The organism is Streptomyces sp. NPDC003034, assembly GCF_053591375.1.
In genome coordinates this window covers 26,090-52,696 of sequence record NZ_JBSFTS010000003.1, presented here as the reverse complement: position 1 = coordinate 52,696, position 26,607 = coordinate 26,090, and the positions used below count along the sequence as shown (strand labels likewise).

Annotated in this window: 26 protein-coding genes; 12 read left to right on the top strand and 14 right to left on the bottom strand. The window is 71.6% G+C overall.

Features of this window, described 5'->3' with window-relative positions:
* Positions 1-5: 5 nt before the first annotated feature.
* The 4 genes from ACWDX7_RS04710 to lnt all read left to right on the top strand — a co-directional run bounded on the left by ACWDX7_RS04710 (position 6) and on the right by lnt (position 3,422).
* Positions 6-884, top strand: coding sequence for an undecaprenyl-diphosphate phosphatase (locus ACWDX7_RS04710; RefSeq protein ID WP_451491951.1), 879 nt, complete (start codon positions 6-8; stop codon positions 882-884).
* Positions 885-995: 111 nt separating this feature from the next.
* Positions 996-1,172 (top strand): hypothetical protein, encoded by a 177-nt coding sequence (locus ACWDX7_RS04705; RefSeq protein ID WP_451491952.1) that lies wholly within the window; start codon positions 996-998, stop codon positions 1,170-1,172.
* Positions 1,173-1,265: 93 nt separating this feature from the next.
* Positions 1,266-1,733: a nuclear transport factor 2 family protein gene (locus ACWDX7_RS04700; protein WP_451491953.1), complete on the top strand. Its 468-nt coding sequence runs from the start codon at positions 1,266-1,268 to the stop codon at positions 1,731-1,733.
* A gap of 141 nt (positions 1,734-1,874) precedes the next feature.
* Entirely contained in the window at positions 1,875-3,422 is a 1,548-nt protein-coding gene (lnt, locus tag ACWDX7_RS04695; protein WP_451491954.1) for an apolipoprotein N-acyltransferase, read from the top strand.
* Here the strand turns inward: lnt and ACWDX7_RS04690 are convergent.
* Positions 3,367-4,272, bottom strand: a complete 906-nt coding sequence (locus ACWDX7_RS04690; protein WP_451491955.1) for a Gfo/Idh/MocA family protein — start codon at positions 4,270-4,272, stop codon at positions 3,367-3,369. The two genes, lnt and ACWDX7_RS04690, sit on opposite strands and share 56 nt — an antisense overlap.
* Positions 4,273-4,354: 82 nt before the next feature.
* On the opposite strand from ACWDX7_RS04690, the gene ACWDX7_RS04685 reads away from it, so the two are divergent.
* Together ACWDX7_RS04685 and ACWDX7_RS04680 are read left to right on the top strand one after the other, a co-directional pair.
* The gene (locus tag ACWDX7_RS04685) at positions 4,355-4,876 is read left to right on the top strand and encodes a DinB family protein (RefSeq protein WP_451491956.1); all 522 of its coding nucleotides are present in this window, start codon (positions 4,355-4,357) and stop codon (positions 4,874-4,876) included.
* A gap of 98 nt (positions 4,877-4,974) precedes the next feature.
* Entirely contained in the window at positions 4,975-5,514 is a 540-nt protein-coding gene (locus ACWDX7_RS04680; protein WP_451491957.1) for a hypothetical protein, read from the top strand.
* A gap of 67 nt (positions 5,515-5,581) precedes the next feature.
* Here the strand turns inward: ACWDX7_RS04680 and ACWDX7_RS04675 are convergent, their stop codons facing one another.
* The 11 genes from ACWDX7_RS04675 to ACWDX7_RS04625 form a co-directional block, all read right to left on the bottom strand.
* Positions 5,582-6,157, bottom strand: coding sequence for a hypothetical protein (locus tag ACWDX7_RS04675; protein WP_451491958.1), 576 nt, complete (start codon positions 6,155-6,157; stop codon positions 5,582-5,584).
* Between the two features lie 50 nt (positions 6,158-6,207).
* A complete protein-coding gene (locus tag ACWDX7_RS04670; RefSeq protein WP_451491998.1) occupies positions 6,208-6,876 on the bottom strand; it encodes a uracil-DNA glycosylase in 669 nt (222 codons plus the stop codon).
* 100 nt (positions 6,877-6,976) lie between these two features.
* Complete coding sequence (locus tag ACWDX7_RS04665; protein ID WP_451491959.1) at positions 6,977-8,560, bottom strand: ABC transporter substrate-binding protein; 1,584 nt, start codon at positions 8,558-8,560, stop codon at positions 6,977-6,979.
* 152 nt (positions 8,561-8,712) lie between these two features.
* Positions 8,713-9,489, bottom strand: a complete 777-nt coding sequence (locus ACWDX7_RS04660) for an SDR family oxidoreductase (RefSeq protein WP_451491960.1) — start codon at positions 9,487-9,489, stop codon at positions 8,713-8,715.
* A 21-nt stretch (positions 9,490-9,510) separates the two neighbouring features.
* The gene (fabG, locus tag ACWDX7_RS04655; RefSeq protein WP_451491961.1) at positions 9,511-10,272 is read right to left on the bottom strand and encodes a 3-oxoacyl-ACP reductase FabG; all 762 of its coding nucleotides are present in this window, start codon (positions 10,270-10,272) and stop codon (positions 9,511-9,513) included.
* Positions 10,273-10,447: 175 nt separating this feature from the next.
* Positions 10,448-10,831 (bottom strand): DUF3037 domain-containing protein, encoded by a 384-nt coding sequence (locus ACWDX7_RS04650; RefSeq protein WP_451491962.1) that lies wholly within the window; start codon positions 10,829-10,831, stop codon positions 10,448-10,450.
* Positions 10,828-11,676: a HipA family kinase gene (locus tag ACWDX7_RS04645; RefSeq protein ID WP_451491963.1), complete on the bottom strand. Its 849-nt coding sequence runs from the start codon at positions 11,674-11,676 to the stop codon at positions 10,828-10,830. The genes ACWDX7_RS04650 and ACWDX7_RS04645 overlap by 4 nt, the downstream gene beginning before the upstream one ends.
* 211 nt (positions 11,677-11,887) lie before the next feature.
* The gene (locus tag ACWDX7_RS04640) at positions 11,888-14,161 is read right to left on the bottom strand and encodes a catalase (protein WP_451491964.1); all 2,274 of its coding nucleotides are present in this window, start codon (positions 14,159-14,161) and stop codon (positions 11,888-11,890) included.
* A gap of 369 nt (positions 14,162-14,530) precedes the next feature.
* Positions 14,531-15,544: a magnesium and cobalt transport protein CorA gene (locus tag ACWDX7_RS04635; RefSeq protein WP_451491965.1), complete on the bottom strand. Its 1,014-nt coding sequence runs from the start codon at positions 15,542-15,544 to the stop codon at positions 14,531-14,533.
* Between the two features lie 195 nt (positions 15,545-15,739).
* Positions 15,740-16,393, bottom strand: a complete 654-nt coding sequence (locus ACWDX7_RS04630; protein WP_451491966.1) for a fasciclin domain-containing protein — start codon at positions 16,391-16,393, stop codon at positions 15,740-15,742.
* A gap of 89 nt (positions 16,394-16,482) precedes the next feature.
* Positions 16,483-18,069, bottom strand: a complete 1,587-nt coding sequence (locus ACWDX7_RS04625; protein ID WP_451491999.1) for a molybdopterin-dependent oxidoreductase — start codon at positions 18,067-18,069, stop codon at positions 16,483-16,485.
* 349 nt (positions 18,070-18,418) lie between these two features.
* Here ACWDX7_RS04625 and ACWDX7_RS04620 point away from each other — a divergent pair, with 349 nt between their 5' ends.
* The 4 genes from ACWDX7_RS04620 (at position 18,419) to ACWDX7_RS04605 (ending at position 21,262) form a co-directional block, all read left to right on the top strand.
* Positions 18,419-18,829 carry a hypothetical protein gene (locus tag ACWDX7_RS04620; RefSeq protein ID WP_451491967.1) on the top strand — a complete coding sequence of 137 codons (411 nt, stop codon included), beginning with the start codon at positions 18,419-18,421 and terminating at the stop codon, positions 18,827-18,829.
* A gap of 104 nt (positions 18,830-18,933) precedes the next feature.
* A complete protein-coding gene (locus ACWDX7_RS04615; RefSeq protein ID WP_451491968.1) occupies positions 18,934-19,353 on the top strand; it encodes an ATP-binding protein in 420 nt (139 codons plus the stop codon).
* A gap of 569 nt (positions 19,354-19,922) precedes the next feature.
* On the top strand, positions 19,923-20,513 hold the full coding sequence (gene sigK, locus ACWDX7_RS04610) for an ECF RNA polymerase sigma factor SigK (protein ID WP_451491969.1): 591 nt from the start codon (positions 19,923-19,925) through the stop codon (positions 20,511-20,513).
* Complete coding sequence (locus ACWDX7_RS04605; RefSeq protein WP_451491970.1) at positions 20,510-21,262, top strand: anti-sigma factor; 753 nt, start codon at positions 20,510-20,512, stop codon at positions 21,260-21,262. The genes sigK and ACWDX7_RS04605 overlap by 4 nt, the downstream gene beginning before the upstream one ends.
* Positions 21,263-21,351: 89 nt before the next feature.
* Here the strand turns inward: ACWDX7_RS04605 and ACWDX7_RS04600 are convergent, their stop codons facing one another.
* Positions 21,352-21,543, bottom strand: coding sequence for a hypothetical protein (locus tag ACWDX7_RS04600; RefSeq protein WP_451491971.1), 192 nt, complete (start codon positions 21,541-21,543; stop codon positions 21,352-21,354).
* Positions 21,544-21,877: 334 nt separating this feature from the next.
* On the opposite strand from ACWDX7_RS04600, the gene ACWDX7_RS04595 reads away from it, so the two are divergent.
* Entirely contained in the window at positions 21,878-23,956 is a 2,079-nt protein-coding gene (locus ACWDX7_RS04595; RefSeq protein ID WP_451491972.1) for a SpoIIE family protein phosphatase, read from the top strand.
* A gap of 141 nt (positions 23,957-24,097) precedes the next feature.
* Positions 24,098-25,747: a carboxylesterase/lipase family protein gene (locus tag ACWDX7_RS04590; RefSeq protein WP_451491973.1), complete on the top strand. Its 1,650-nt coding sequence runs from the start codon at positions 24,098-24,100 to the stop codon at positions 25,745-25,747.
* Positions 25,748-25,888: 141 nt separating this feature from the next.
* On the opposite strand, the gene ACWDX7_RS04585 is transcribed toward ACWDX7_RS04590, so the two are convergent.
* Positions 25,889-26,536, bottom strand: a complete 648-nt coding sequence (locus ACWDX7_RS04585) for a cysteine hydrolase (protein WP_451491974.1) — start codon at positions 26,534-26,536, stop codon at positions 25,889-25,891.
* Positions 26,537-26,607: the final 71 nt, after the last annotated feature.

The window sequence follows — 26,607 nt, the reverse complement described above, 5'->3', positions numbered from 1 at the left end:
CCGACATGAGCTGGTTCGAATCCCTAATCCTCGGTCTCGTCCAGGGCCTTACGGAGTTCCTTCCGATCTCCTCCAGCGCGCACCTGCGGCTGACCGCGGCGTTCGCCGGCTGGCAGGACCCGGGGGCGGCCTTCACCGCCATCACCCAGATCGGCACCGAGGCCGCCGTGCTGATCTACTTCCGCAAGGACATCGCGCGGATCGTGTCCACCTGGTTCCGCTCGCTGTACACCAAGGCGCTGCGCTCCGAGCAGGACGCGAAAATGGGCTGGCTGGTGATCGTCGGTTCGATCCCCATCGGCGTCCTCGGTCTCGCCTTCACGGACGAGATCAAGGGCCCCTTCCGCGACCTGCGGCTCATCGCCGCCACCCTCATCGGGATGGGCATCGTGCTCGGCATCGCGGACCGGCTGGCGGCCCGTGACGAGGTCGGCGGGCGGCACCGGGCGATCCGCGAGCGCAAGACGCTGGCGCAGCTGGGCGTCAAGGACGGTCTGATCTTCGGTCTCTGCCAGGCCATGGCCCTGATCCCGGGCGTCTCCCGCTCCGGCGCGACGATCTCCGGCGGTCTGCTGCTGGGCTTCACGCGCGAGGCGGCGGCCCGCTACTCCTTCCTCCTCGCCATCCCGGCCGTCCTGGCCTCGGGCCTGTTCGAGATCAAGGACGTGGTCGAGGACCCCGGCCACATCTCCTGGGGTCCGACGGTCTTCGCGACGGTCATCGCCTTCGTGGTCGGGTACGTGGTCATCGCATGGTTCATGAAATTCATTTCCACCAAGAGCTTCATGCCCTTCGTGATCTACCGGATCGCGCTGGGCATCGCCCTGTTCATCCTCATCGGCATGGGCGTGCTGAGCCCGCACGCCGGTGAGGCGAGCTTGTAGGCGCTCCCGTTCGCTACTTCGTGTGAAGGGGAGGCCGGTCGGGAACGTTCCCGACCGGCCTTCGCGTCGTTGTCCCTGGAGAGAGCTGAAGGCAAACCCAGGGGGTGTCCCATGGTTCGCATGGTGTTGGAGCGCTTTCCGGCCGGAAGTCCGAGGGGCAGCTGGCCGGCCGAGGAGTACGCCGCGCAGCGGATGCGCGAGGGCGTGCCCGCCGAGGTGGTAATGGACCTGGACAGTGACGCGTTCCTCGTCGTGGTACGGCAGCGGGAGGCGCATTCCGGTCGTTGACGACTCGATCGCCGACCGCGCGCGGGTCCGTTTTTCGGCGGTCCGCCGGCACCACCCCTTGGCCTTGTGCCCCGGCAGCCCCACACTGACCCGATGACGCAGCGTGTGGACCTCGCGACGGTAATGGACCGGCTGGCCATCGACGAGGTGGTGACGGGCTACGCGGTGGCCGTGGACGACGGCGACTGGGCGGCCTACCGCGCCCTCTTCACCGCCGACGGGCGGGCCGACTACAGGTCGGCGGGCGGGATCGAGGGGCCGGCCCGGGAGGTCGCGGACTGGCTGGAGGAGACCATGAAGCTCTTCTCCGTACGACAGCACCTGGTGGTCAACCGGCTCGTCCGGCTGGAAGACCTGGGCGGGTCTCCCGGCGACCGGGCCGAGGTGCAGGCGGACTTCTTCAATCCGATGCGGCTGTCGGGAGTCGCTCCCGGTGCGACCGGGGCGGCGCCCGATCTCCTCGCCGCCGGGCGGTACGCCTTCACCCTCGCCCGTACGCGGGACGGCTGGCGGCTCGCGGGCGTCACCGTCCACGAGAGATGGCGCCACACCTCGGGCTGAGCCGGCCGGGCTGTGCCGGCAGCGCGCGTTGTGCCGACTGCCCGGGCCGCACCGGCGGTTCCGGCTGTTCCGTACACATGATCCACCCGTTCCACGTGTTCCCCGTGTTGCACCTGTTCCACACTGGAAGCGGAGGCAGGCATGGTCGCAAGGCAGAACGGCTTGGTCCCGCGGTGGCGCGCGCCCGCCGCGGTCGGCGCCGGTGCGCTGCCCGCCCTCGCCTTCCCCGCCCCCTCCCTCTGGTGGTGGGCGTACGCGGCCCTGGTGCCCTGGATGCTGCTGCTGAGGTCGGCCCCCGCCGGGCGGCGGGCGGCCTTCGAGGGGTGGCTCGGCGGAGCGGGCTTCATCCTGGCCGTCCACCACTGGCTGCTGCCCAGCCTGCACGTGTTCCTGGTGCCGGTGGCCGCGCTGCTGGGGCTGCTCTGGATCCCCTGGGCGCTGCTGGTGCGGGGCCTGCTGGGCGGGGTGCCGTCGGCGGGCCGGGCGGGGGCCGCGCTGGTCCTCGTACCGGCGGGATGGCTGCTGTCGGAGCTGGTCCGTTCCTGGCAGGGGCTGGGCGGGCCGTGGGCGCTGCTGGGGGCGAGCCAGTGGGAGGTCGCGCCCGCGCTGACGCTGGCTTCGGTGGGCGGGGTGTGGCTGGTGAGCCTGCTGGTGGTGGCGGTGAACTGCGGGCTGGTCCTGCTGATCGCCGTGCCGGCGGTGCGGGTACCGGCGGTGGCGGGGGTGGCGGGCTGTGCGGTCCTCACGGGGGCGGTGTGGCTGTGGGCGCCGCGGCCCGAGGCTTCGGGCGGGCTGCGCGTGGCCGTCGTACAACCGGGCCCGGTGGCGGGCGCGGAGGGCCCCGAGCGGCGGTTCGCCGCCGGGGAGCGCCTGACCAGGGAGCTGGCCGGCCGGCCGCTGGACCTGGTGGTGTGGGGCGAGAGCAGCGTCGGCGCGGACCTGGCCTCGCGCCCCGATCTGACCCGCCGACTGGCTTCGCTGTCCGCTGAGGTGGGGGCTCCGCTGCTGGTGAATGTGGACGCGCGGCGCTCGGACCGGGCCGGGATACACAAGAGCTCGGTGCTGATGGGCCCCGGGGGCCCGACGGGCGACCGGTACGACAAGATGCGGCTCGTCCCCTTCGGCGAGTACGTCCCGGCCCGCTCCGTCCTCGGCTGGGCCACCTCGGTGGGCAAGGCGGCCGGTGAGGACCGCATGCGCGGCGCGTCCCCGGTGGTCATGGACCTGCCGGGCAGCGGCGTCCGCGTCGGCCCGCTGGTCTGCTTCGAGTCGGCCTTCCCCGACATGACCCGCCACCTCACCCGCGACGGGGCCGCCCTGCTCGTCGCCCAGTCGGCGACCTCCACCTTCCAGGACAGCTGGGCACCGGCGCAGCACGCCTCCCTGGGCGCGCTGCGGGCCGCCGAGAGCGGCCGCCCGGTGGTGCACGCCACTCTCACCGGCATCAGTGCGGTCTTCGGCCCGTCCGGCGAGCCGGTCGGCAGCCCCCTGCCCACCTCCGCGAGCACGGCGGCGGTGTACGACGTGCCGCTCGCCGCAGGCACCACCCTCTACGTGCGCTTCGGGGACTGGGCGGTGGCCGTGTCCCTCGCCGCCCTGGCGGCGTACTGCGCCGTCCACGGCGCCCGTTCGCTCAGGAAGCGTGCTCCAGAGCCGAGCGCACCACCCGCTCGCACAGCTCGTGGGTGAGCAGCGCGTCCCGGGCGCTGACGGTCCTGCCCGTGGCCACGGCCCGCAGGAAGGCGTCCACGGCCTGCTCGATGCCGCGCTGGCGGGCGACGGGCACCCAGTCCCCGCGGCGCCGCACGGTCGGCTGGCCCTTGTGGTCGATGATCTCGGCGAGGTTGACCACCTGCCGCTTGGTGTCCTGACCGGAGACCTCCAGGATCTCCTCGGTCGAACCGGACAGCCGGTTCATGATGCCGAGCGCGGTGAACCCTGCGCCGGACATCTGGAGGACCACCTGACGCATCAGTCCGGCGCGGACCACGGCGCGGACGTCGATGTGGTCGGCTTCCCCGGGCAGCAGGAAGCGCAGCGTGTCGACCACGTGGATGAAGTCGTCCAGGACGAAGGTGCGCGGGTCCTCCGGCAGCCCGACCCGGTTCTTCTGCATGAGGATCAGGTCGCGCGGGTGGTCGGCGCACTGCGCGTAGCCGGGCGCGTGGCGGCGGTTGAAGCCCACGGCGAGCGAGACCCCGCGCTCCTCGGCCAGTTCCACCAGCCTCGTGGAGTCGGCGAGCTCGTAGGCGAGCGGCTTGTCCACGTAGGTCGGCACGCCGGCTTCCAGCAGCCGCTCCACGATCTCCGGGTGGACCGGGGTCGGAGCGTGCACGAAGGCCGCGTCGAGCCCCTGCGCGAGCAGCGAGTCGAGATCCGTGTGCCGGCGCTCCGCCGGGAGGTGGTGGTGGGCGCCGACCCTCTCCAGCGTGGCGGGGGTCCGGGTCTGCAGGTGCAGCTCGACTTCCGGACGGTTGGTGAGGACGGGCAGGTACGCCTTCTGCGCGATGTCGCCGAGTCCGATGCAGCCGACCTTCACCGGGAGCCTCCAGGTTGTTCCTTGTGGACGCCCGCAGCTTAATCCCTGGTGGCCGGGGACTCGTTCGCCGAGGATGTGGACCATGACTTCCGACGGATCCCACCGCCCAGAGCCCTCCACGACCGCCAACGAGCGCGACATGCTCGACGGCTGGCTCGACTACCACCGCTCGACCCTCGCCTGGAAATGCGCCGGCCTCACCGAGGGGCAACTGCGTCTGGCCCCGCTCAAGCCTTCCGAGCTGAGCCTGATGGGGCTCGTACGGCACATGGCGGAGGTGGAGCGCTACTGGTTCCGGGAGATCATGCTGGGTGAGGAGCTGCCCGAGCTGTACAGCACCCGCCACGAGCCGGACGGCGACTTCCACTTCACCGACGCGGACACCTGGTCGGCGGCCGAGCAGGTGTGGCAGACCGAGGTCGAGCTGGCGCGGCAGGCCGCGGCGGGCCGTTCCCTCGACCTGGTGTCGGACGCCGCCAGCCACCACCGGGGCGAGTCCTTCAGCCTGCGCTGGGTGTACACGCACATGATCGAGGAGTACGCGCGCCACAACGGCCATGCCGACCTGCTGCGCGAGCACATCGACGGAGCCACCGGCGAGTAGGCGGGTGTCCGCCGGACACCCGCCTACCGTCACCCGTGCGGGGTCAATTTCGGCTCCGGGTTTTCACAACGGGGTCCTGGCACAGCAGAGTTGCGCGGGTGCATCCAACCCGAACCACGACAAGCCTGCTGCTCGGAGTCGCCTGCGCCGTCTCGGCCGTCTCCGGCTGCGCGCAGGCGGGACCCGTCCCCGCGCAGCCGGCGGCCGCCCCCTCCTCGGGGGCGCCGCCGCAGCACCAGCCGCGGGGCGGACCGGAGGCCGGTCTGGTGGTCGTCCAGGCGCCCGCCCTGGAGGCGCTGCAGGCGGCGCCGGAGCGGCCCGCCGGTCCGACCGCCTCGGCCACGGCCACGGCCCGCACGCCCTCCGCTCCGCGCGCCGCGAAGGGCCCGGTCGGCGGGTCGCGGGAGGCCGCGCCGCCGGTGCCGGACATCCCCGAGCCGCCGAAGTCCGTACACCGCGGCCCGGGGCGCCCGGACGGCCGCCCCCACCGTCCGCGGGCGGAGGCGGAGGTGCCGCGGGAGCTGATGCGGGAGCTTCCGGTGCGGCCGGCCGACGTGTGCGCGCTGGGCCGCCGGCACGGTCACTGGGACCCGGACGGCCCGGAGGCCCGGATCTGCGCGGGGGTGCGCGACGGGTGACCGGGCCGGGGCCCGGGCCCCGTCGTCGAAGTGGCCCCCGGGCCGGGAGGGACTTTGGCGAAACGGCCTACGGCGACTGCTCCGGGAACGGGCGGTGCCCCCCGTCCGGTTCCGCGGCCAGCCGCTGCTCCAGCCGGGCGATGGCGGCCCGTACGCCGTTCCCGTACCCGTCGTCGGACAGGGCCCCGGTGGCGGCCCGGGCCCGCGCCAGGTGGACCCGGGCGGCCTCAGGCCGCCGCAGCTTGACGTAGTCGGCGGCCAGGCTGAGGTGCAGGGACGGGTAGAACACCCGCATGGCGAGGTGCGGCTCCTGCTGTCCCGTGCGCCCGCGCGGCGGTCCGAGGTCCTCACCCAGCCCGTCGGCGGCCTTCAGGGCGCGCAGGTCCCAGGCCAGTTCCTCGGCGGGATCGTCCTGGGCGTCGGCCATGTAGTGCGCGAGCGTGCAGAGGTGGAGGCTGTGGCCCTCCTCGCCGATCTCGGACCAGATCTCACCGAGCCTGTTGCGGGCCTCCTCGCGGTCGCCGGCGTGCAGCAGGATGACCGCTTGACCGATCCTGGTCATGACGGCGTCTTCCGACGCCTCCTGCTGCTCCGTCAACGCGGCCTCCGGCGTGTTCTGCCAGACCTGCTCCGGTCTGATCATCAACACGCTAGCCGCAGGCACCGGCAATGGCGCCGAGGCGCGGTGTGGCGTCAGCCGAGGTCGGGGATCCGCCAGTCGATCGGCTCATGGCCCTGCGCGGCTACGGCCTCGTTGATCTGGGTGAAGGGCCGGGAGCCGAAGAACTTCTTGGCCGACAGCGGGGAGGGGTGGGCGCCCTTGACGATCACGTGCCGCGCCTCGTCGATCAGCGGGATCTTCTTCTGGGCGTAGGCGCCCCACAGCACGAAGACGGCCGGGTCGGGGCGGTCGGAGACCGCGCGGATCACCGCGTCGGTGAACCGCTCCCAGCCCTTGCCCTTGTGCGAGTTCGGCTCGGCCTCCCGGACGGTGAGCACCGCGTTGAGGAGCAGGACGCCCTGCTGGGCCCACGGCATCAGGTATCCGTTGTCCGGGACCGGAAGGCCGAGCTCCTCCTTCATCTCCTTGTAGATGTTGCGCAGCGAGGGCGGGACCTTGATCCCGGGCCGCACGGAGAAGCACAGGCCGTGCCCCTGGCCGGCGCCGTGGTAGGGGTCCTGGCCGAGGACCAGGACCTTCACCCGCTCGAAGGGGGTGGCCTCCAGGGCGGCGAAGACCTGCTCGCGGGGCGGGTAGACCGGCCCGTTCGCCCGTTCCTTCTCGACGAACTCGGTGAGTTCTCCGAAGTAGGGCTGGTCCAGCTCCCCGCCGAGGACGGGGAGCCAGGACTCGGGCAGCATTTGGGTCACGGCGACAACCTCCGGTACAAGTTCGTGCGACTGCTCCAGAACCTACCCGGGGCCACTGACAACGCTGCGGCCGGCCGCCTGTGAGCCGTGGTTACCAGCTGGGCTTGCGGAACAGCTCCCACATCTGCATGGCGGCCTGCGGGTCCATCGCCCGTTCGGCGCCGGCGATGTCCTCACGCGCGGCGACGTACAGCTTGCCCTGCCACAGCGGCAGCAGCCGGACGTCCTCGGCGAAGATCTGCTGGGCCCGCTCGAACTGCTGGATGCCGGCCGAGCGGTCGCCCTCGCGGCGGGACTTGGGCAGCAGCTCGGTCAGGACCTCGGCGGGCTCGTACGGGGTCCCCACCGCGTTCTCCTTGCCGACGAACGGGGCGATGAAGTTGTCCGCGTCGGGGAAGTCGGGGAACCAGCCGCGGCCGAAGACCGGGTACTCGCCGCTCTTGTAGCCCTCCTGGAAGACCTTCCAGGGCTGGCCGCGCAGCGTGATCTTGAACAGCAGGCTCTCGTCCAGCTGGCGCTTGATCTCGGTGAACTCGTCCGCCGTGGAGGCTCCGTACCGGTCGGTGGTGTACCAGAAGGTCAGCTCCACCGGCTGGTTGATCCCGGCGTCCTTGAGGATCTTCTTGGCCTTGGCGACGTCCGCGTTGCCGTACTTGTCGAAGAACGGCGTCTTGTGGCCGACGACGCCCTTGGGAACCATCGAGAAGAGGGGTTCGGCGGTGCCCTGGTAGACCTTGGACACCAGTGCGCCGCGATCGATGACCTGGGCGATGGCCTGGCGCACCGGAAGCTTGTTGACCTGGGGGTCCTTGGGGTTGAAGACCAGGTAGCGGATCTCGGCGCCGACGTTCTCGACGACCTGGACGCCCAGGTCGTTGGAGGCGGGGCTCTGGAGGTCCTTGATCTCGGGGGCGGACAGGCCCCGGTAGATGGCGTCGATCTCCTTGGACTTCAGCGCCCCGACCATCTTCGCCGACTCCTTGAAGTAGCGAATGGTCACCGCGCTGTTACGGCGGTTGGCGAACCCGGCGTAGCTCGGGTTGCCGCCGAGGACTGCCTCGCCGCCTTCCTCGTACGATTCCAGGACGTACGGGCCGGAGCCGGTGATCTTGCCGTCCGTGCGCACCTTGTCCGCCGGGTAGTCCTTGGGCGCGACCAGCGAGGCGGCGGGCGAGCCGAGGACGTACGGGAAGGTGGCGTCGGGGGTCTTCAGGTGGAAGACGACCGTCAGCGGGTCCGGGGCCTCGATCTTCTCAAGGGTGCCGAAGAGGTCCTTGGGGCCGAGTTTGTCGCCGATGGTCCGGATGCGGTCCAGGGAGTGCTTGACGGCCTTGGCGTCGAGTGCCTCGCCGTTGGAGAACTTCAGGCCCTTGCGCAGGGTGCACCGGTACGACTCGTTCGCGGAGTCCGTGAACTCGCAGCTCTGGGCGGCGTCCGGCTGGGGCTTGGTGGCGCCCGTGGGGAAGGCCAGCAGAGTCTGGTAGACGTTCCGGTAGAGCTCCCAGGAGCCGTCCCAGGCCGCCGCGGGATCGAGGCTGGTGGGCGCGCTCGTCGTGCCGACGACGATCGGCTTCGCGTCGTCGTCGCTGCCGTCCGAGAACATTCCGCATCCGGCGAGCATGGATATGGACGCAAGGGCCGCAGTGATCTGCAGGCATCTGGTCCGGTTGAACACGTGCACGCTCCTCGATCAGCCAGGGGTGCGGCAGACCCTACCGCAGTGCCCCACGAAACCAATGACTAGGTTCCGTGGGGCACTTGACCGGTTCCGTGCATATTCGGTATGCATTTGCCCCTCTTTCCGGGGCGCATGTGTCCGCTTATCGGTCAGTGCACTCCGGCATTGAGGAACATTCCTCCGTCGATGACCAGAGTCTGCCCCGTGATCCATTCCGCTTGTGGAGAAGTCAGAAAAGCCGCGGCCCCTCCGATGTCCTCCGGCAGCCCGAGCCGGCCGAGCGGGTAGGCCGCCGCGGCCTCCTGCTCCCGGCCCTCGTAGAGCGCCTGGGCGAATTTGGTTTTGACCACGGCGGGAGCGATCGCATTGACCCTGACCCCCGGTGCCATCTCGTGGGCGAGCTGGAGGGTGAGGTTGACCATGGCGGCCTTGCTCATTCCGTACGCGCCGATGAAGGGGGAGGCGGAGATACCGGCGATGGAGGCGATGTTGACGATCGCGCCGCCGTTGTCCTTCTGCCAGGCGCGCCAGGTCCGCTGGGCGAAACCGAGCGCCGAGATCACATTGGTCTCGAAGACCTTGCGCGCGACACCGAGGTCCAGGTCGGCGATCGGGCCGAAGACCGGATTGGTGCCCGCGTTGTTCACCAGGAAGTCGACGCGCCCGAAGGCCTCCATGGTGCGCTCGACCGCGACGGCCTGGTGGGCCTCGTCGTGGGCCTTGCCGGCAACACCGATCACCCGGTCGGCACCGAGCCGCTCGACGGCCTCCTTGAGGGCGTCCTCGCTGCGGCCGGTGATGCAGAGCCGGTCGCCGCGGGCGACCAGTGCCTCGGCGATGCCGTAGCCGATGCCCCGGCTCGCGCCGGTGATCAGCGCGACCTTGCCCGTGTCGGGGCGGCCGTTCTCCGTGCTGCTGTTCGTCATGACGTTGCGTCCCGTCTCTCGTCAGCTGAGCGGGCCGCCGGCCACGTACATGACCTGGCCGGAGACGAAGCCGGCGGCCTCGCCCGTGAAGAACGCGATGGCGTTCGCGATGTCGTCGGGGCGGCCGACGCGCTGGACCGGGATCTGGGTGGCCGCGGCCGCCTGGAAATCCTCGAAGCCCATACCGACGCGGGCGGCCGTCTGAGCCGTCATCTCGGTGACGATGAAGCCGGGGGCGACGGCGTTCGCGGTGACGCCGAACTTGCCCAGTTCGATGGCCAGGGTCTTCGTGAAACCCTGCAGACCGGCCTTGGCGGCGGAGTAGTTGGCCTGGCCCCGGTTGCCGAGGGCCGAGCTGCTGGAGAGGTTCACGATACGTCCGAACTTGGCCTCGACCATGTACTTCTGGCAGGCCTTCGACATCAGGAAGGCACCGCGCAGGTGCACGTTCATGACCGTGTCCCAGTCGGTTTCGCTCATCTTGAACAGCAGGTTGTCGCGCAGCACGCCCGCGTTGTTGACCAGGATGGTCGGAGCGCCGAGCGTGCCGGCGACGCGCTCGACGGCCGCCTCCACCTGCGCGCCGTCGGAGACGTCGCAGCCGACCGCCAGCGCCTTGCCACCGGCCGCCGTGATCGCCTCCACGGTGTCCTTGCAGGCGGCCTCGTCCAGGTCGAGTACGGCGACCGCCCGGCCCTCGGCGGCCAGGCGTACGGCGGTGGCCGCGCCGATGCCCCGGGCCGCCCCGGTCACGATCGCGACGCGCTGCTCGGTGGTGGACATGCTGGATCTCCTCGCCCTTGAGAGGCGGCCGCCCAGAGATGAGCAACCGCTTAGTAGCTTCAGCTGAGGAGACGCTAGGAGCCCTGGCACCCGGTGTCAACGGCAGCGGTGCGCCTTGCGGCCCCCCGCGCGGCGCGCCGGGGAGCGGCCGGGGCCGAGGGCTCCGCGCCACGGCCTAACGGACCAGCAGCTCCAGCAGCCGTTCCAGTTCGGCCTCCGGGTCGGCCGTCAGGCCGGTGTGTACCGGCCCGGGCTGGACGACCGTGCTGCGCGGGGCGATCAGCCAGCGGAAGCGGCGGCCCGCGTCGTCTCCCGCCGCCTGGCCCGCCCGCTCCCCGCCGCGGCACACCCCCTCGATGCCGCGCAGGGCGGCCCGTACCCCGGCCACGTCGGCCTGCGGGTCCAGGGCGATCAGCTTGGCCTCGTCCAGGTGGGTGCGTGCGGCGACGTAGGAATGCGCCCGGCAGTAGACGATCACTCCGGCGTTGAAGCACTCGCCGCGTTCCATCCGGGGCACCACGCGCACCAGCGCGTACTCGAACACGTCCCGCTTGCTCACTCGCCGTCGCTCTTCTTCTGGTGGGTCTTGTGGGGCCACTCGGTCAGGTGGTCGGTGAGCCAGCCGGGCGGACCCGCCGGGGCCTTCACCTCCGCCTCCAGCGAGATCCGTTCGTGGATCGTCGCGGCCCGCGGCAGCAGCGCCTCCACGTAGGCGCGGCGCAGGGCGTCGGTGGAGTCGAATCCGGGCTCGTCGACCAGCCACTCGTCGGGGACTTCGGCGGCCACCTCGGTGAGGAGTTCCTCCGTGACGCGAGGCGCGAGATCGGCGGCGGCGGCCTCGATGTCCGGGCCCACGGGAGCCAGTACGTGGTCGGAGGCGTTGTACGGCTTGGCGGCCGCGGCCCGGGCCGTGGGCCAGTTGTGGTGCCAGATCATGGTGGCCCCGTGGTCGATGAGCCACACGTCTCCGTGCCAGACCAGCATGTTCGGGTTGCGCCAGGACCGGTCGACGTTGTTGATCAGGGCGTCGAACCAGACCACGCGCCCCGCCTCGACCGGGTCCACCCGGTACGCGAGCGGGTCGAAACCGATCGAGCCGGGCAGGTAGTCCATGCCCAGGTTGAGGCCGCCGCTGGCCTTGAGCAGCTCCTGCACCTCCTGGTCCGGCTCGCCGAGCCCGATGACGGGGTCGAGCTGGATCCGCACCAGCCGCGGGACCCGCAGACCCAACCGCTGGGCCAGGCGCCCGCAGATGACCTCCGCGACCAGGGTCTTGCGCCCCTGGCCGGCGCCGGTGAATTTCATGACGTAGGTCCCGAGGTCGTCGGCCTCGACGATTCCCGGGAGCGAGCCGCCCTCACGCAGGGGCGTGACGTAGCGGGTGGCGATCACTTCTGTGAGCATTTCCCCAGGCTAACGGGGGGGCACCCTTCACGATCCAAGGTTTTTGTCCCGAGCCGCTGCCTGCCCCGACCGGACCGGCGATCAGCCCTGCGGCGAGTCCGTGGAGTTCGGGCCGGAGCCCTCGCTCCCCGGACCCCAGCAGCCCGTCGGACCGCCGCGCCGCACCCGGAGCGGTTCAGAGCCCTGGTGCGGCGCCTCGGGCCCTCCAGGGTCAGGCGGCCGTGGGGAAGCGCTCCCACACGCGGTGTGCGCCCAGCAGCTGGATGATCTGCTCCAGCGTGCCGCTGCCCGTGTCTCCTCGCACCACGCCGGGTGCGTCGGCGGGAATGCCGGCGCCGGGCAGGACGGCGTCCGCGCCGGACCAGTGCCCGATGGCCTTTCCGTGGCGGAAGGCTTCGTTCAGGAGCAGCAGCAGCCTCGGGTCGGTGGCGGGGCGCTGGGCACCCCCGGCCTTCGCGTCCCTCGCTCCATATGCGTCCGCGCCGGCAGCGGGTGCGCCGGCCAGGAGGATCGCGTCGAATTCGACGGAGCGGGCGGTGGCGAAGGTGCGTTGCACCGTGATCGGTTCGCCGTCGGCTCCGATCGTGCCGCCGGCGGGGGCGATCATCAGGGGGACCATGCCTGCGTCCAGGACTGCCTGGCGTACGGACCTGACGCCCTCCAGGTCTGCGGCCGCGTCGGTCACGATCCCGATGATCCGGCCGTCCGGCGGCCAGGTCTGCCCGAGCTGGGACAGAGCCGGGCTGGGCTCCGGATCGGCGAGCCGGCCGGCGGCGGCCGGTGCGGACAGGCCGAGCCCTGCCGCAACCCGTTCACAGAGCTGCGGGTCGATGTTGGCCAGTACGCTCAGCGCCCTCTCCTTGATGGCCTGCTCGTAGCACTTGCCCAGTTCGAAGGTGTAGGCGGCGATGATGTGTTCCCGCTCGGGCGGGGTCATGCTGAGCCAGAAGAGGCGTGGCTGGCTGAAGTGGTCGTCGAAGGAGGCCGGGGCCTGGCGGACCTTGCGGCTCTGTGCCACCTGCGCGGGCACGTCGATGAAGGCTCCGGTGTCCGCGCCGGCAAGGAAGGGGCAGCCGCCGTCGAGGCTGTTGGGCCGGTAGGGCGCGACCCCGCGGTGCACGGCGGTCTGGTGCATGCCGTCGCGCTGCATGTCGTTGACCGGGGCGTGGGTGCGGTTGATGGGCAGCTGACCGAAGTTGGGGCCGCCGAGCCGCGTGAGCTGGGTGTCCAGGTAGGAGAAGAGCCGGCCCTGCAGGAGCGGGTCGTCGGTGACGTCGATGCCCGGGACCAGGTGGCCGACGTGGAAGGCGACCTGCTCTGTCTCGGCGAAGAAGTTCGACGGGTTGGCGTTCAGTGTCAGCAGGCCGATCGGCCGGACCGGCGCCAGTTCCTCGGGGACGATCTTGGTCGGGTCGAGGAGGTCGATGCCCTCGAAGGTCTGCTCCGGATTGTCGGGGAAGGTCTGGATGCCCAGTTCCCATTGGGGGTACGCGCCGGCCTCGATGGCGTCGGCGAGGTCCCGGCGGTGGAAGTCGGGGTCGACGCCGGCGGCGATCTGCGCCTCCTCCCAGACCAGCGAGTGCACCCCGAGTTTGGGCTTCCAGTGGAACTTCGCCAGCGTCGTGGCACCCTCGGCGTTGACCAGCCGGAAGGTGTGGACGCCGAAGCCCTCCATGGTGCGGTAGGACCGGGGGATGCCGCGGTCCGACATGTTCCACAGGGTGTGGTGCGTGGCCTCGGTGTGCAGGGTTACGAAGTCCCAGAACGTGTCGTGGGCGCTCTGGGCCTGCGGGATCTCCCGGTCGGGATGCGGCTTCCCGGCGTGGATGACATCGGGGAACTTGATGGCGTCCTGGATGAAGAAGACCGGGATGTTGTTGCCCACCAGGTCGAAGACCCCCTCCTCCGTGTAGAACTTCGTGGCGAAGCCCCTCGTGTCGCGCACGGTGTCGGCGGAACCGCGCGATCCGAGGACGGTGGAGAACCGCACGAACACCGGCGTCTCGGCGCCCTCCGCGAGGAACGCGGCCTTGGTGACCCCGGCCGCGGTGCCGTAGGCCTGGAAAACACCGTGGGCGCCCGCGCCGCGGGCATGGACGACGCGCTCCGGGATCCGCTCGTGGTCGAAGTGCATGATCTTCTCGCGCAGGTGGTGGTCCTGCAGCAGGACCGGCCCGCGCGGGCCGGCCTTCAGCGAGTGATCCGTGTCGTACAGCCGGGCGCCCTGGGCTGTGGTCAGGTGAGCGCCGCTCTGCGCCATCCGGGCCTGCTGCGCGCCGGTGGGCCGGCCGGTGGGGCTGACCGTTTCCGGGCCGTGCTGGTCCGCCTTCGGCGGCAGTGGTTCCGTCGGCGCGGTCGGCTCCGCCACCTGGGGCGAGACTGCGGCCGGCTTGCCCGGGACGGCGTCCTGCGGACCGCCGTCCTCGCCCCGCAGCGTGCCTGCGATCTTCTCCGCCGCGGACTTGATGGGGTTCTGCTCGTTCACCTGCTGCTCCTCAGTCATGATGTTTCAGGGCGAACCGACGAAAAGCCTCTCAAGATAGGCATACAGACGGTTAGGGACTCGGGAACACGCCGCTTCTCCGACTGCGCGGGATCGGCGGCCACCCCCAGGAGCCCGGTGCTCCGCCTGCCCGGCCACCCGCTGATCACTCCTCGCAGCCATGAATGATCGTCAGTTCCTCCCGGGTGGGTGGCTCAAACCACAGGCCGCGCTCTGCGCGCTCCCAGGAGCGAGGGGGCAAGGACTGAAGGGGCGCTACGCGATGTCACCTCACGCCGTTTCACATCGTGCGGCCGTCGCCCCGGCGAGCCTCAGCCGCGACGGTCACCGGCCCTCTCCACCGTGTGTCTGCTACAACCAGCCGTTGCGGCGGAAGGCGCGGTACAGGGTGCCCGAGGCGAGTGCCATGAGCCCCACGGCCGCCGGGTAGCCGTAGGTCCAGCCCAGCTCTGGCATGTGCTCGAAGTTCATCCCGTACACACCGGCGACCATCGTGGGGATTGCGAAGATCGCCGCCCACGCGGAGATGCGGCGCATGTCGTCGTTCTGCCAGGTGCCTACCCTGGCCTGCTGCGCGTCGAGGACCGAGTTCAGCAACTCGTCCAGGGTCCGGACTTCGATGTCCGTGCGGTACAGGTGGTCGGCCACATCGCGGACGTACGGCCCGATCTTCAGCGCATGGTCCTCCTCCCCCGGGCCGCTGAGGAGGCCTTGGACCACCGGGACGAGTGGCTGCACGGCGTCCCGGAACTCGCGTACCTCCCGCTTGAGGGAGTAGATGCCCTCGGTGTGGTCGACGCGCGAGGTCGAGAAGACCTGGTCTTCGAGACGGTTCAGCGCGGTGCGCACCCTGCGGGCCGCGTCGCTGTAGGCGTCGACGGCGACGTCCAGCACGGCGTGCAGGACAGCCCAGGGACCCGACCGCAGCATGTCCGGGTCGGCGTCCAGCCGGCGGGCCGCCTCGGCGCAGGGGTCGACCACTCCGTGGCGTACGGTGAGCACGCTGCGGGGCCCGACGAAGACCATCATCTCGCCGGTCTCCACGGCCGTCTCCTCCTCCACATACCAGAGGGTCTTCAGCGCGACGGCGAGGACATCCCCGAACCGCTCCCGCTTCGGGCGCTGTTGCGCATGGACCGCGTCCTCGACGGCCAACGGATGCAGTCCCAGCTCCTCGGCCAGCCGCACGAGCTCATCCTCGGACGGATCCGCCAGCCGCACCCAGGCGAACTCGCCGTCCCCCAGCCCCCGCAACCGCTTGACGACCATGTGGCACCCGTCGTCCGGCAGCTCGCACTCCACGAGCTCCGACCGGCCGGAGTCCTTGTCGTAGATGACGCATTCCATCCCCCGCTCCTGCTTCACGATCCGGGCTTCATGCGTGCCTGCGGTCAGCCGCCTCCCGGCGGATTCCGCAGCCCACGGAGTCGGCCGGTGGCGAACAGGGCGGGGCGGGCGCACGAGAACCGGGGGACGCCGGTGGCTCGGCATCCTTCTCACCTCGAAGGATGCCGAGCCACCGGCTGCTGTGGGGACCCAGGAGGCCCAGGACGACGCCGGTTACTTCGGCATCAGCACGGTGTCGATGATGTAGACGTTGGCGTTGGCGGTCCTGACGTTGCCGCACACCACGCTGGCGGTGTCGTTGACCTCGTAGGACTCACCGGATCCGGTGGTGGTGACCATGCCCTTCTGCAAGGTCTCGAAGGAGCCGTTCTCCAGCTGCTGCGGGGTGAGCTTCTGGCCCACCACGTGGTAGGTGAGGATCTTCGTCAGCGTGGCCTTGTCGGCGAGGACCTTGTCGAGGTCCGCCTTGGGGATCTTGGCGAAGGCGTCGTTGGTCGGGGCGAAGACGGTGATGTTCTGGGCGTTGTTGAGGGTGTCGACCAGGCCGGCCTGCTTGACGGCGCTGACCAGGGTGGACAGGGCCGGGTTGTTGGAGGCGGCGGTGGCGACCGGGTCCTTGGCCATGCCGTCGAAGGATCCGGCGCCCTGCTTCGGGACACCGGCGCAGGCCGGGCCGAACGGCTTGTCGCTCGTCATCGCGCCGTCGGACGGGGTGCTCTCGCCGGTCTTGGCCGCGTCCTCGGCGGCTGCGGTGGGGGCGGCGGCCTTGGTGTCGCTGCCGGAGTCGGTGCAGGCGGCCAGGGAGAAGGGCAGCAGGGCGGCTGCGGCAACGGCGATCGCGGTACGGCGGATGGGCATGCTGTTCATGATCAATTACTCCTTGGAAGGTTTCGTTCTCAGGTCTGGAAAGGCTTGTGGGGTGTGCTGCCGGACGGGCGTGGGGCTGGTCCGGTGGTCTAGGTGACGGTGACGAAGACGCTGTGCCAGCCGCTCGCTCCATCGGGGACGGTCCGGGTGCGCTGCTCGGCCTGTGTCTGGCCGGTGCCGTCGGTGGCGCGGACGGTGATCGTGTGGCCGCCGGGGCCGGCCTTCCAGGGGAAGGACCACTGGCGCCAGGTGTCGACGGTGTCCTGGGTGGCGAGGTCGGCGTCCTGCCAGGGCCCCTCGTCGATGCGGACCTCGACGCGGGTGATGCCGCGTCTCTGGGCCCATGCGACGCCGGCGACCGTGACCGTGCCGGCGGCGGGGCGCCCGAAGGGCTTGGGCGTGTCGATGCGGGACTGGGTCTTGACCGGAGCCCGGCGGGCCCACTTGCGTTTGACCCAGTACGGGTCGTAGGCGTCGAAGGTGGTGAGTTCGATGTCGGTGATCCACTTGCAGGCCGAGACGTACCCGTACAGGCCGGGGACGAGCATCCGGACGGGGAATCCGTGGTCGAAGGGCAGCGGTTCGCCGTTCATACCGAGGGCGAGGATCGCGTCGCGTCCGTCCATGACGTCTTCGACCGGTGAGCCGAGCGTCATGCCGTCCACGGAGCGCGCCACCAGCTGATCGGCCTTGCCGCCCTTGGAGGGCGCCTTGACGCCGCATTCGGCCAGCAGGTCGGCCAGGCGTACGCCGAGCCAGCGGGCGTGCCCGATGTAGGGGCCGCCAACCTCGTTCGAGACACAGGTCAGTGTGATGTCCCGTTCGATCAGCGGTCGGGCCAGGAGGTCCTCGAAGGTGTAGGTGCGGGGGCGGGTGACGCTTTTGCCGTGGATCCGCAGCCGCCAGGTGCCGGCGTCGACCATCGGGACGGCCAGGGCGGTGTCGACCCGGTAGAAGTCCCGGTTGGCTGTAGTGAAGGAGCTGACCCCGGGCACCTTCAGCTGGGCGCCGGCCGGAACCGCGGGAGCGGGCGAGGCAGCAGCGGGCAGGGTGAGGCCGTCGCGGGAGGCGACGGCCCCCTGACCACGTTGCCCGGACAGCGCCCGGCCCAGCACCCCAGCGCCCGTGGCGGCCGCGGCGGTCACGGCTGCCGCGGTGAGGAACCCCCGCCGGCTCCAACCGCCTCCTGTGCTCTCATCACCCGACTGGGAGCCGGCAGCGGTGGCCTTCCCCGCCAGGACGTACAGCACCAGCGCACCGGCCAGCGCCCCCACGAGAGAGGGCAGCGCATCACCGGCCCCCGCGGAGTCCGGCCTGCCCAGGGCAGCGGCCGCGCCGACGACCCCGAACAGCAGAACACCGGCTGCGCCCAGACGCCGGTACTTCAGTGCCAGGACACCCAGGACCATCGCGAACAGGGCCAGCAGCGCGAGGATGCCGAGCTGGAGGACGGCTTTGTCGTCCTCCCCGAAGGTGCGGATCGCGAAGTCCTTCACCGCGGCCGGGGTCCGGTCGATCACCGCCCCGCCGACCACCGTCACCGGCCCGGCGGCCGGGCGTACCAGTGCGGCGACCAGCTCGGCTGCGGCCAACGCGGTGAACGCGGCCAGGAGACCGGCCAGCGCGCCGAGGCCGGCCTGGGAGATGGTGCTGCGGAAGCTGCTCACACCCTCCATTCGGCGGCGCCCCGCAGGCGGATTGGTCACCTACCCAAATCAATCGCGTACGAGGCCAAGGCGTTTCAGGGCCGAGGCTCGCGAGCGGCCTTCATGCGGACTTCTTCGCCGGGATCGGCGGGCTCCTGTAGGAGGTCCGGGCGCGTCCTGCCCGCTGCCGCCGTACCGGGCAGCGCGGCCTCCTCCGCCGCGGCAGGTCGGCGCGCAGCCTGACCGGCCTGGCGGAGGGCATCGTTCTGCCGGATTGGCGGCCTTTCCCATCCTTCGTTCCGTTCGCGGCGAACCTCTGGTGACGCTCCTGCTGAAGGAGCTGGCACAGCCGACTATCCGACGAAGGGAGGTGAGTGCGATGACCGCTTCACCGCACATACGGCGTCTGGTGGCCGGGGCCGCTTCAGCCGGGCTCCTGGCCGGCGTCTCGCTGCTGGGACTGTCCGGTACGGCGAATGCCGCCCCGGTGTCCTCCGCCACGGTGAGCTCGGCTCTCACCGGGGACCGCGACCACCGGCACGACCGCTGGGACCGCTGGGACCGCCATGAGCGGTGCACCTGGGCCAAGGGTCACTGGGCCCACAAGTGGGTCAAGGGCCATGGGGAAGGCAAGTGGCACCACGGCACCTGGCACCAGGGCCACTGGGACCACCACGGCACGTGGCATGACGGCTGGTGGGGCAAGGGGTACTACGAGCAGCACTGGGTGCCCGGCCACTGGGTCGACCACTGGGTTGCCGGCAACTGGAACTGCCACGACAAGTGGTAGCCCGGCCCGGCACGAAGGGGTTCTGGGGCCACCGCCCTGGAACCCTTGTCCCTCCTCCGCGCGGCCCTGACGCGCTGGGGGACGCCCGGACACCGAGGACCGTCATGGACATCGCAATCGCACGCTCCACGCAGCCGGCCACCGTGCACTGTCCGCTGCCATCGGGGCCGCAAGTCGCCCGGGCAGCCCGTGAGGTGGCCGCACGGACGCTCGCGTCCCACGCGGTGCACTGCCCGCACAGCACCGCCGAGGACATCGTCCTCATCGTCTCCGAGCTGGCCGCCAATGCCGTCCAGCACGCCAGGCCGCCCTACGCGCTCACACTCAGCTTCGAGCAGAGCCGGGCCGGCATCGCCCTCAGCGACGCCTCACCCGCCCTGCCCCGGCAGCACGGTCGCAGCGGCAGCCTGGCGACACGGGGGCGGGGGCTTGAGATCATCCGGGCCCTCGGCGCGGACGTCTTCGTCAGCCGCTCACCCCACGGCAAGCAGGTCATCGCGGTGATCACCTGGGCCGACCACTGACGGCCGGTGCGGTGGGGATGCCGCGGGTGGCTGTGCCGCCAGCCACCCGCAGCCGACCCGCCCGGGCCCGCGGTGTGCGCGGGAGGTGTCAGCAATCCTCCCGCCCGTGAGCCACGGCAGGTCACCGGTCCGCGCCATCCCGTCTTACGGCGGCGGACCGGAGTCTTTCAGCGATTCCCGGTCAGGCGTTGACGCAGGTGTTGCCGAAGGACGGGTTCAGCAGGCTCCGCCGCGCGGAAGAGCCGCGCGGCGGCCGAGGGAGCCGGTGAACCCCTTCCGGCTCCCTCGCCCTGTCCTTCGCAGCCGCCTCAGGGTCGGCTGGGCCGCGGCGGCCTGGTTCCCTCGAAGGAGGGAACGGCGGTTGTCGCGGTGACCGAACGCCCTCCCATCCGCACGCACGTCCGCTACGAAGAACCGTCAGAGACAGCACACGGCTCTGGGCGGGACCTTCCCTGGCGGCGGTCCGGCCCCGCTCTACGGACAAGGACCCCCATGCGATGGACACCCCGCCCCCGGCCGGCCGCCATCGGCCGCCGCTTCGGCTGGTCGCCATGGCCGGAGGCCGGCCGGTGAACCAACCACTCCCCTTCGGCCGCACCGGCCACACCGGCCGCGCCGCCGAACTAGCCGAGGTCATGCAGAAGGTCGCGCACGGCGACAAGCAGGCCTTCTCCGTCCTGTACGACGCTCTCGCGCCCCTGGTCTTCGGAACCGTCATCAAAGTCGTACGCGACCGGGCGCAGTCCGAGGAGGTCGCCCAGGAGGTGATGATCGACCTGTGGCGGCAGGCCACCCGCTACCGGGCAGAGGCCGGCAGCGTGACCACGTGGGCGGCGACCATCGCCCACCGCCGGGCCGTGGACCGGGTCCGCTCCGCCCAGGCATCGGCCGACCGCGAGCAGACCCACGCCGCCCGGCAGCACCAGACCGCGTTCGACGAGGTCACCGAGCAGGTCGAGACCAGGCTGGAGAGCGAGCAGGTACGCCGCTGTCTGCGCGGCCTGACCGAACTCCAGCGCCAGGCGGTGACCCTGGCCTACTACCGGGGGCTGACCTACCGTGAAGTCGCCCAAGCCCTGCGCACACCGCTTCCGACCATCAAGACACGCATGCGCGACGGGCTGATCCGGCTCCGCGACTGCATGGGGGTGACCACATGAAACAACACCACAACGACATCCACACCCTCGCCGCCGCCTACGCCCTGGGCGCCCTCGAACCCCCCGAGCGCCAGGCATTCACCGACCACCTCCAGCACTGCGACGCGTGCCGCCAGGAGACCGCCGAGTTCCAAGCCACCGCCGCACGCATGGCCGACGCCGCGGCCCAGGCCCCGCCGGCCTCCCTGAAGCAGCGCACCATGGCCGCCATCGACGGCGTCCGCCAACTCCCTCCCCGGCTGCCCGGTACCACGCCGACGCTCAGCCTCGCCACCCTCGTGCGGCGCAAAGCCGTGCCCCTGGCGCTGGCCGCGAGTCTGGCCGCCGCCGCCTCGTTCGCCGGCCTCGCCGCCTGGCAGAACCAGGAAGGCCGGGAACTGGCGCAGCGCGCCCGGCAAGCCGAACAACGCCTCGACGACGTCAGCACCGTCCTGGCCGCGCCCGACGCCCGTACCACCCACGCGAAGACCAGCAACGGAGCCCTGACCGCCGTCGTTGCCTCGCCGCGGCAGAACAAGGCCGTCTTCACCGCCACCGGCCTGCCCGCACCCGCCCCCGGCAAGACCTACCAGCTCTGGCTCGCCCACGACGGCACCATGCGCCCGGCCGGGCTGATCCACCAGGACGGCACCGTCCCCATCGACGGCAACGTCACCGACGCCAGCGCCGTGGGCCTCACCCTCGAACGCGCCGGAGGATCCCCTCAGCCCACCACGGCCCCCCTGGTACTGATGAACCTGCCGACCTGACGGGAACCACCGGACGCGAGGACTCGACGCCGCAGCGGCCGCCGGCCGCGATCCGCTTGCCTGGGCCCTGCGGCTGGTGTGCCTGCCCTCTACAGTTCCTCCTCCCGCAGGTCTTCCTCGTCGCGCAGCCTGTCATCCTGGGGGCGAGGGGATGATGCCTCGACGCCCGGCTCGCGGGACGGCTGACCGGGGTGCAGGGGGTCGGGGCCGGGATGTCCCAGGCGCTCCTGCTCCTCGCCGCCCCTGCCCCGCCTCTCGCGCCTGCTCTGCCTGCCGGCCATGACGGTGGCTCCCTTCGGCGCGCGGATGGCGATGCCCTTACCGCTGGCGCCCCGGCACCGCCGGGCCGTATCCGGGCCCGCTTCGCCCACGTACGGGAGAATGGGAAGAACCCGCGGGGCACCGAGACGAAACGGTCGCCCGCAGTCAAGTATGAGGCGTTACTCGCGCCTATGAGGTGTTACTCCCGCCCCGAGGCAGGGCGCCTGAGCGGGACTTCCCTCCGGACGCCTGCGAGGGCCCTTGCCGGGGTAGACGATGGTGCACACGGGTGTCGCCCGCTGTCGGATGGCTGGATCTTCATCGCCACCGTGCCGGCGGGCGGGAGGAGCTGCCATGGGCGCGGACGGTTTCCAGGCCGATCTCGGTCCTGCCGGGCATGCGGAGTTGAGCGGCTCCCCCCGGGGCGGGCTGCTGGACGTGCTGGGCGTGGCGGCGATCGTGCTGGACGCGGAGGGGCGGATCGTGTTCTGGAGCCCCCAGGCGGAGATGCTGACGGGTTACAGCGCCGGGGAGGCGCTCGGCCGGTACGCGACGCAGGTCCTGGTGGCGGACGAGCACGTCGATCTCGTCCTGCGGCTGTTCGCCGAGGTCATGACCGGTGAGGGCAGCTGGGCGGGCACGTTCCCGGTGCGGCACAAGGACGGCAGGACGCGGCTGCTGGAGTTCCGCAACATGCGGCTGCAGGACGACCTCGGTGATCTGTACGCCCTGGGGCTGGCGACCGATCAGGCGCTGCTGCGGCGGGTGGAGCGGGATCTGGCCCTGTCGGTGCGGCTGGTGGACCAGTCCCCGATCGGGCTGGCCGTCATGGACACCGATCTGCGGTACGTGACGGTCAACCCGGCGCTGGAGCGGATCAACGGCCTGCCCGCCGAAGAGCACCTCGGCCGGCGTGTGGGCCATGTGCTGCCGTTCCTGGACACCGAGCGGGTGGAGTCCGCGATGCGCCAGGTCCTGGCCACCGGCACCCCGCTGGTCGACCAGTACACCCTGGGCCGCACCCGCGCCGACCCGGATACCGAGCACGCCTGGTCGATCTCCTTCTACCGCCTGGAAGACCCCGGCGGAAAGGTGCTGGGGGTGGCGACCTCGGTGGTGGACGTCACCGACCGGCACCGCGCGGCCACCGAGGCGGATCGCGCCCGGCACCGGCTGGCCCTGGTCGCCGACGCCTCCGTACGCATCGGCACCACCCTGGACCTGGAGCAGACCGCCCGCGAGCTGGCCGCCGTCGCCGTGCCCGAGCTCGCCGACATGGCCGCCGTGGACATCCTCGACTCCGCCCTCGTCGGCCATCCCGCCCCGGCCCCCGCTGACGGGCCGGCGCTGTTCAGGGCCCTGGCCGTCGCCACCGCCTACCCCACCGAGGCCGCGGCCGCGGCCGACCCTCCCGGTGCGGCGGCCCACTACGCCGCCGACCGCCTGGTCACCCGGTGCGTGAACACCAGCCGGCCCGTCATGGTGCCGCACGTGGAGGCAGCCGACCTGTCCCTCATCGCCCGCGACCCCAGGGCCGCGGCCATGCTCGCCCGGGCAGGCGTCCACTCCTACCTCGCCGTCCCCCTGATCGCACGCGGTGAGGTCCTCGGCGCCCTGGACCTGGCCCGGGCCCGGAACCCGCTGCCCTTCACGGGCGACGACGCCACCCTGGCCGCCGAGCTGGCCGCCCGCGCCGCCGTCTGCATCGACAACGCGCGCTGGTACCAGAAGCAGCGCGACACCGCCCTCACGCTCCAGCGCAGCCTGCTGCCCCAGCCGCCGCCGCACCTGTCCGGCCTGGAGGTCGCCTCCCGCTACCAGCCCGCCGGCGCCGCCATCGAGGTCGGCGGCGACTGGTACGACGTCCTGCCCCTGACCGGGGACCAGACCGCGCTCGTCGTCGGCGACGTCATGGGCAGCGGCATCAACGCCGCCACCACCATGGGACGACTGCGCACCGCCACCCAGACCCTCGCCGGAATGGGCCTCGACCCCGCGGAGGTGCTGCGCAATCTGGACCGGATCACCACCGGCCTGGACCCGTACATCGCCACCTGCACCTACGCCCTGTACGACCCCCACAGCGCCCGGTGCCACATCTCCACCGCCGGCCACCTGCCCCCCGTCCGCATGCGGCCCGGACACCCGCCGGAACTCCTCGACCTGCCCACCGGCGCCCCGCTGGGCGTCGGCGGCGTGCCCTTCCGCACCACCTCCGTCGACCTGGACCCGGGCGACCAGCTCCTCCTCTACACCGACGGCCTCGTCGAAACCCGCGACCAGGACATCGACGCCCGCCTGGAGACCCTCCTCACCCTCCTTTCCGGCCCCCAGCGGGGCCTCGAATACACCTGCGACCACCTGCTGGCCGCCCTGCGGCATCCCGACGACCACGACGACGTCGCCCTCCTCATCGCCCGCGTCCGTCGATGACCCTCCGTCCGGACCGCTGAACGTCCCCGTCCGCGTCCTGTACCAGTACGCGCCGGCCCATGCGACCATTATCACCGTACGTAGTCGAGCCATCACGCCGCCCCGCCAGACCACAGGGGCGGCGGACAGGAGCCGCGCGACATGGCCGTGGAACGACCAAGGGCGTCCCGGGTCTCCCCGTCCCGGGCGGGCCTGGCGCTGGCGGCCGCGTTCTCCGCGGCGGCCTGTGCTCAGGCGCCGCCCGGTTCCCCGGCGCCGGACGGCGCCGAGGCGCCCGGCGTCGTCCGGACGGACGCCGGTCAGGTACGCGGGGTGGTCGCCCACGGGTTCCGGGTCTTCCAGGGCGTCCCGTACGCGGCCGCCCCCGTGGGGCAGCACCGGTGGGCCGCGCCGCGCGAGGCGCCGCCGTGGAAGGGAGTCAGGGACGCGACGAAGCCCGGCCCCTTGTGCCCCCAGGTCCCCAATCCCTACGCGCAGATCTCCAGCCTTGAGGAAGACTGCCTGGCCCTCAACGTCACCACCGCCTCCGGCACGCGCTCGGGTGAGCGCAGGCCCGTACTCGTCTGGATCCACGGGGACGGGACGGTCGGCGGCGGCTCCTTCTTCGACGGCCGGCGTCTGGCCGCCCGCGGGCTGGTGGTGGTGACGGTCAACTACCGGCTCGGCGTGTTCGGCGGCTTCGCCCACCGCGGCCTTCCCGGGTCGGGCACGTACGGCTTGCAGGACCAGCAGGCCGCGCTGCGCTGGGTGCGCCGCAACGCGGCCGCCTTCGGCGGCGACCCGGGCCGGGTCACGGTGGCCGGTTCCTCCTTCGGCGCGGCTGCCATCGCCGGCCACCTCACCTCCCCGGGCGCGCGGGGGCTGTTCCAGCGCGCCGTACTGGCCAGCGGCGAAGGGATGACGGACATGCCGGCCGGGGCGATGGGGCCGGGTGTGCCCGCCTACCCCTGGTACACGTGGCGCACCACGCGGGAGATGCAGGACACCGGAGCCGAGACGGCCTCGGCCCTGGGCTGCGGGGGGCGGGATCCGGCGGGCACGCTGGCCTGTCTGCGGGCGGTGCCGGTCAAGCGCGTACTGGAGGTCCCGTACGTCATGAACGCCTTCCAGGCCTTCGCCTTCGGCAATGAGGTACTGCCGGAACTGCCCGAGGAGGCCCTGCGCGCGGGACGCTTCGCGCGGATCCCGCTGCTCTCGGGCGCCACTCGCGACGAGCACCGCCTGTTCGCCGGGCTCACCTACGACGCGGCCGGCAAGAAGCTGAGCGAGCAGCAGTACGACGCACTGCTCGACACCGCCTTCGGAGCGCGAGCACCCAGGGTGCGCGCCGAATATCCGGTGAAGAGCTTCCCCTCACCCGCCCTCGCGTGGGCCGCGGTGATCACCGACCGGATGTGGGCGCGCGGCACGTACGCGCAGCACACCGCCTTCGGCCGGTACGCCCCCACGTACGCGTACGAGTTCGCCGACCGGCAGGCTCCGATGTACCTGCCCTCGACCGGCCCCTTCGACTTCGGCGCGTACCACGGGAGTGACACGCCCTACGTGTTCGAGGACAAGGACGCGCAGTCCCGCTTCACCCAGGCTCAGGTGCGGCTCTCGCAGACGATGGCGGACTACTGGGCGGGCTTCGCGCGCAGCGGCGTACCGGCCGCCGTCGGCCGTCCGCCGTGGCCGAGGTTCGTGCCGGGGTCGCGAACGCCGTACACGCAGTCCCTCGCACCGGGGCGGATCGGGCCGGTGGACTACTCCGCCGAACACCGCCTGCCCTTCTGGGAAGGGCTGCGGTAGCCGGGCCTGCTCCCCCGGCTGGCGTTCCTCGGGTTTCCGCATTGCGCACCTCCCGCAGCCTGGCGTGGGCGGCCCTCACCCTGGTGCGCAAGGTGATCAGCTCCCGGCGGCCCGGCCACTGACCCCTCCACGCCCTCGCTGCTACGGAGGGCCGGGCGCGGGAGTCCACTGGGCGAGAAGGGCTTCGGCCGTGGTGATGGCCGCGACCAGCGCGAGGGAGTTGCGGATGACCTCGGCCGTGCAGGAGGCGGGCACTCCGGCGATGGCGTCCGCGGGGACGACGACCTGGTAGCCGAGGTTCACGGCGTCGAAGACGGTGCTGGGGATCGCGATGTTGGAGGAGACCCCGGTGACCACGAGGGTGCGGATGCCGAGGTTGCGCAGCAGGGCGTCCAGACCGGTGCCGGCCATCGGGGAGAGTCCGTGCAGCCGGCGCACCACCAGGTCTTGTTCCGCCACGGTGATCGGGGCGGCGATCTCCACCGCGGCGGTCCCGGACAGCTGCCGCACGGGCAGCTTCCCGGCGGCCCGGAACAGGCGCGCGTTGGTGCTGGCGCCGAGCCCGTCCGGCCGCCGTTCGGCGACCGCGTGGAGCACCTGTACGCCGGCTCCCCGGGCGGCCTCGACCAGGGCGGCGACACGCTCCAGCATTCCCGAGTCCCGTGCCTCCCGCGCGAGTTCCGGAAGGGCGCTGCGCGCGCCGACGACGCCGTTCTGGCACTCGACGGTGAGCAGCGCCGTGGTGGCGGGATCGGATTCCGGTATGGATCCCGGCATGGATTCCGGCATGGGCTCCCCCTGGCGTGGCGGCGCGAGAGGGCTCATGATTCCTGACACCTAGTCAGATGTGAAGGGGCGCG

Bases quoted from the DNA above. Each gene is read 5' to 3' on its own strand.
- ACWDX7_RS04595 (WP_451491972.1), top strand. From the start codon at position 21,878: ATGGGCGCGGACGGTTTCCAGGCCGATCTCGGTCCTGCCGGGCATGCG.
- ACWDX7_RS04605 (WP_451491970.1), top strand. From the start codon at position 20,510: ATGAAACAACACCACAACGACATCCACACCCTCGCCGCCGCCTACGCC.
- ACWDX7_RS04615 (WP_451491968.1), top strand. From the start codon at position 18,934: ATGGACATCGCAATCGCACGCTCCACGCAGCCGGCCACCGTGCACTGT.
- ACWDX7_RS04590 (WP_451491973.1), top strand. From the start codon at position 24,098: ATGGCCGTGGAACGACCAAGGGCGTCCCGGGTCTCCCCGTCCCGGGCG.
- ACWDX7_RS04660 (WP_451491960.1), bottom strand. From the start codon at position 9,489: ATGACGAACAGCAGCACGGAGAACGGCCGCCCCGACACGGGCAAGGTC.
- ACWDX7_RS04710 (WP_451491951.1), top strand. From the start codon at position 6: ATGAGCTGGTTCGAATCCCTAATCCTCGGTCTCGTCCAGGGCCTTACG.
- ACWDX7_RS04685 (WP_451491956.1), top strand. From the start codon at position 4,355: ATGACTTCCGACGGATCCCACCGCCCAGAGCCCTCCACGACCGCCAAC.
- ACWDX7_RS04670 (WP_451491998.1), bottom strand. From the start codon at position 6,876: ATGCTGCCCGAGTCCTGGCTCCCCGTCCTCGGCGGGGAGCTGGACCAG.
- ACWDX7_RS04705 (WP_451491952.1), top strand. From the start codon at position 996: ATGGTTCGCATGGTGTTGGAGCGCTTTCCGGCCGGAAGTCCGAGGGGC.
- ACWDX7_RS04700 (WP_451491953.1), top strand. From the start codon at position 1,266: ATGACGCAGCGTGTGGACCTCGCGACGGTAATGGACCGGCTGGCCATC.
- lnt (WP_451491954.1), top strand. From the start codon at position 1,875: ATGGTCGCAAGGCAGAACGGCTTGGTCCCGCGGTGGCGCGCGCCCGCC.
- ACWDX7_RS04630 (WP_451491966.1), bottom strand. From the start codon at position 16,393: ATGAACAGCATGCCCATCCGCCGTACCGCGATCGCCGTTGCCGCAGCC.
- ACWDX7_RS04675 (WP_451491958.1), bottom strand. From the start codon at position 6,157: ATGATCAGACCGGAGCAGGTCTGGCAGAACACGCCGGAGGCCGCGTTG.
- ACWDX7_RS04600 (WP_451491971.1), bottom strand. From the start codon at position 21,543: ATGGCCGGCAGGCAGAGCAGGCGCGAGAGGCGGGGCAGGGGCGGCGAG.
- ACWDX7_RS04625 (WP_451491999.1), bottom strand. From the start codon at position 18,069: ATGGAGGGTGTGAGCAGCTTCCGCAGCACCATCTCCCAGGCCGGCCTC.
- ACWDX7_RS04645 (WP_451491963.1), bottom strand. From the start codon at position 11,676: ATGCTCACAGAAGTGATCGCCACCCGCTACGTCACGCCCCTGCGTGAG.
- fabG (WP_451491961.1), bottom strand. From the start codon at position 10,272: ATGTCCACCACCGAGCAGCGCGTCGCGATCGTGACCGGGGCGGCCCGG.
- ACWDX7_RS04620 (WP_451491967.1), top strand. From the start codon at position 18,419: ATGACCGCTTCACCGCACATACGGCGTCTGGTGGCCGGGGCCGCTTCA.
- ACWDX7_RS04585 (WP_451491974.1), bottom strand. From the start codon at position 26,536: ATGCCGGAATCCATGCCGGGATCCATACCGGAATCCGATCCCGCCACC.